Source organism: Wolbachia endosymbiont of Drosophila tristis, from assembly GCF_028981745.1.
GTDB lineage: Bacteria > Pseudomonadota > Alphaproteobacteria > Rickettsiales > Anaplasmataceae > Wolbachia > Wolbachia pipientis.
This window is the reverse complement of the sequence record NZ_JAPQLN010000074.1, coordinates 1-3951: the sequence shown is the minus strand read 5'-3', so window position 1 is coordinate 3951 and position 3951 is coordinate 1. Positions and strand designations below refer to the sequence as shown.

The following is a 3951-nucleotide window of genomic DNA, read 5'->3' as shown; positions in this document are numbered from 1 at the left end:
ATAGTATTATCAGATAGCTGGAACTTAGGAGAAATAAACGCGTGTTTTCCGGTTACGAGTGGAGAAGAGAAAGGAAGTAAATTTTTACTAAGAAGTGATAAACTATCTGAACAACTGTGGAATTTAAAACACAAGCCAATTTTAGAAAGGTTTAGCGTTACTCACCACTACAAAGTAGAAGATTTTACCAACCAAAAAGTTATAATATTTGGTGTGGCAGAGCACAATATTCATTTTGAAAGGGATTTAAATTCAGAGCAAAAGGATTCAATACATGAACCGGAAAATTACGTTTTAGTGTTTTACCCAGGCGTACTAACGTGGCACGAACATCGTCATTTGAACAGAGGTTGGGAAGAGAAACAAGTAATATGTTTAATGCATTAAGCATATATATTTATATCTTCATATACTATATTAGTATTTAGTTAAAAAGGTGTACTACGCGAAAAAAGACTTGCCTTTTTATGCCAAAACACACATAACTTGAATAGCAGCAGGTAAATATAAGAAATTTGTCTGGCGCTAGAAAAGATAATTTTGTGAGGTATGAAATGGGGTTCAGCGAAGAAAAGAAAGAATCTTTTAACAAGTTTTTTAAAGAAGTATCAAGGAATGGATTTAAAAATATTAATAAAAGGGATGAAAAAGGAGAAACAGTATTGCACCATGCAGTAGAAAATTCCGATCACAAAACAGTGAGGTTATTAATAGAAAAAGGAGCGGAGATCAATGCAAGAGATAAAAATGGTTATACGCCACTGCACTGTGCAGTATTCGCAAAAAGTTTAGAAAATGTAAAAGTACTGCTAAGGTCAGGAGCGGAAATAAATGCCACTCAATATGTCAGTGGATGTACGCCACTGCACTCTGCATGTAAAATAGGAGGAGCAGGAGTTGAAATAATAAAAGAGCTAGTAAAAGCAGGATCTGAAGTTAATCAACTGAATAAGTATGGTTCAACACCAATGTATTACATATGGGAAAGTGAAAAGTATTGTCTATGTGATAGGGAAGAGAGTGAAAAGGCAAGTAAATTTTTGAGAGCAAAAGGTGGAGTAACAAAAAGTAGAAAACTGACGTGCTATGGAATAGAGGGGCTAGTGGGAGAAATAGCAGAGAAGTTGGATAGGAGCTATATGCCAGAGCTAAAAATAATGGAGATCGAAGAAATAAGGAAGAGAGACAAATCATTAATAAAGAAAGAATGTCAAAATTTAGCAACCAAGATAATGTGCCAAGTAAACGAAATAATAGATGAGGTGGTGAGAATTAAAAAAGGGACTTAAATTTAAAGAAAAGGTGAGGTAGGTTATGAGTAAAAAAGAAAAAGAGGATGAACTAAAAGAATTATTAGAGCACTCAGGTAAAAATATTAAGGGGACAAAAAAGGAACTGCATTATGCAGTAGACGGAAAAACAGTGAGCTGATTAGTTGAAAAAGGAGCGAATGTGAATGCAGCGGATGTAGAAGGATATACAGCACTGCACCTAGCGATAACGGAGAAACGTCTAGAAACAGTTAGAGAATTGATAAAATCAGGAGGGAATGTAAATGCTGAAGAGTATGGCAGTAAATGCACACCGCTGCACCTTGCATGTATGGTGGGGTGCGACCCGAAAGTCGTGATTTTGTGGTGGTTAAATTCCATCTTCCCTAAACATCAGGGATAAAGTATGTCTCACATTTTAGAAAGTGGCAACTTCTGGGATGCAAGCATGAGACAAAAGCAGGTAATACTAAACCTTATGGTAAATCCCTGCGAACAGAGTTGGATAAGGTTACGAAAGGAACTTATGTTTGAATTGTCGTCAACATGAATATGCGAAATAAGGTTGATACGCATAGACCAAAATGGTAGAAGCGCAAAGAGGAATCAAGATCCTACCACTTGATTATGGATGTTCTCAGCTTCCGGCAAAAAAGTAAGAACCTAAGTCCAACATGAAACAAAATCATGGAACGGAGTAACCGCATAGATGCTCTTATATTTATTTAGATATAAGCAGGTAGCCAACCGTAAGCTTCTATGTGGAAGGATTGTTTAAGAAGCTAACGCCCAAAGTAATATTTGGGATATGCAGACGTAAACACTGTAATTTGGAAGGTAAAGTTATGAGTAGTAGTGAATATGTTATGAGCCAACAAAATGTTAGGTATGAATGGAATGAAATTTCTTGGCGTAAGCTGGAGAAATCTTCATTTAAGCTACAAAAACGAATTTACCAAGCTTCTAAATGTAATGATGTCAAAAAGATGCATAATCTTCAGAGATTATTACTCAAATCGACAAGTGCAAGAATGCTCGCAGTTAGAAGAGTAACACAGGACAATAGAGGGAAAAAGACTGCAGGTATTGATGAGAAAGCCAATCTCGACCAAAAAGAAAGAATGCAATTAGCAAATTCTATGGATTTAAGAGGAAGAGCAAAACCATCAAGACGAGTCTGGATACCAAAACCTGGCAAGCCATTGGAGCGTCGTCCCCTTGGTATTCCCACATATCGTGTCGAGCAAAACAAACACTTGTAAAAATGGCGTTGGAACCTGAATGGGAAGCAAAATTTGAGCCGAACACTTATGGTTTTAGACCTGGTAGATCTTGTCACGATGCTATGAAGGCCATATTCAATGCACTAAGTCAGAAAACAGCATATTGTTTAGATGCTGATATTTCAGGATGTTTCGATAATATTAAACACTATGCATTGCTTGAAAAACTCAATACCACACCAACATTAAGAAAAACAATAAAAGGATGGTTGAGAGCAGGAGTAATAGAAAATAGAATCTTCCAGCCAACTAAGAGTGGTACAATTCAAGGAGGAACTATCTCTCCATTATTGGCTTGTATAGCATTACACGGTATGGAACAATATATTAAAGAAGCATTAAAAAGTGAACTTTTTCTATATAGAAGAAGAAAGTATGGTACAGCATCGCAGCAACGGGCACAACAAGCTCTTAGTATAATTTTTTATGCTGATGATTTTGTTGTTATACATGAGAGTGAGGAGATCCTTATTAAGGCAAAGGTACTAATCGAAGAATGGTTAAAAATCATTGGACTAGAACTAAAACCTTCAAAAACAAGGATTTCCCATACTTTAGAAGGGGATAAACCAGGATTTGATTTTCTTGGATTTTCAATAAGACACTACCTAACAAGAAATAATAAGAAAGGTTACAAGTTATTAATCAAACCAAGTCGTGAATCTATAAAACAGCATAATTTCATTATCAAACATAAGATTAGAAAATTGAGGGGAGCAACACAAGAAATAGTAATTAAAGTACTTAATCCAATTATTAGAGGATGGAGTCAATATTACTCTTGTGTAGTTTCAAGTGAAACATTTAATCTTATTGACAGTGTAATGTTCAGAAAACTTTGGAAGTGGGCGTTATATAAACACCCAAACAAAGGAAAATGCTGGATCAAAAGAAAGTACTTCAAGAAGTATGGTAATGATAATTGGCGATTTATGACAAGTAACGAAGTGAATCTTATAAGACACGGAGATCATGTTATTAAGCGACATATCAAAGTGAAAGGAACCAAATCTCCATACGATGGTGATTGGGTTTACTGGGGGAATCGTCTTAATAGAATACTAGATAAATCACCGAGAGTAATAAAGCTGTTGAAGTGACAACAAGGCAAATGTGATCAATGTCAACTTTGGTTCAAGAGTGATGATATTCTAGAAATACACCATAAAGACCAAAATAGGAAAAATAATATGATCAAAAATTTATTATTATTACATGGACATTGTCACGATATTTTACACAGGAAGTGTGCATGACAAGCACCAAATTGCAGAGGAGCCGTATGACGGTAACCTGTCACGTACGGTTCTGCAGTCGAGTGGGGAGAGGTGACTTTCTCCACTTAGATAACGAAAGTGGAAATAGTAGAAGAGTTAATAAAAGCAGGGGCTGAAATA

3 protein-coding genes and 2 pseudogenes are annotated in these 3951 nt (G+C 35.8%); all 5 read left to right on the top strand.

Annotation, left to right across the window (positions count from 1 at the left end; translation table 11 throughout):
• Positions 1–387: pseudogene (locus tag OZD64_RS02910) on the top strand (phage tail protein); the annotation flags it as partial.
• Positions 388–554: 167 nt separating this feature from the next.
• On the top strand, positions 555–1289 hold the full coding sequence (locus tag OZD64_RS02905) for an ankyrin repeat domain-containing protein (RefSeq protein ID WP_274999265.1): 735 nt from the start codon (positions 555–557) through the stop codon (positions 1287–1289).
• Between the two features lie 25 nt (positions 1290–1314).
• Positions 1315–1611: pseudogene (locus OZD64_RS02900) on the top strand (ankyrin repeat domain-containing protein); the annotation flags it as partial.
• Positions 1612–2116: 505 nt separating this feature from the next.
• Positions 2117–2533, top strand: a complete 417-nt coding sequence (locus OZD64_RS02895) for a reverse transcriptase N-terminal domain-containing protein (RefSeq protein WP_274999260.1) — start codon at positions 2117–2119, stop codon at positions 2531–2533.
• A 2-nt stretch (positions 2534–2535) separates the two neighbouring features.
• Entirely contained in the window at positions 2536–3654 is a 1119-nt protein-coding gene (locus OZD64_RS02890; protein ID WP_274999261.1) for a reverse transcriptase domain-containing protein, read from the top strand.
• Positions 3655–3951 lie beyond the last annotated feature (297 nt).

What these genes read in the sequence shown, in the direction of transcription:
- OZD64_RS02895 (WP_274999260.1), top strand. Translation starts at nt 2,117, where the DNA reads ATGAGTAGTAGTGAATATGTTATGAGCCAACAAAATGTTAGGTATGAA.
- OZD64_RS02890 (WP_274999261.1), top strand. Translation starts at nt 2,536, where the DNA reads ATGGCGTTGGAACCTGAATGGGAAGCAAAATTTGAGCCGAACACTTAT.
- OZD64_RS02905 (WP_274999265.1), top strand. Translation starts at nt 555, where the DNA reads ATGGGGTTCAGCGAAGAAAAGAAAGAATCTTTTAACAAGTTTTTTAAA.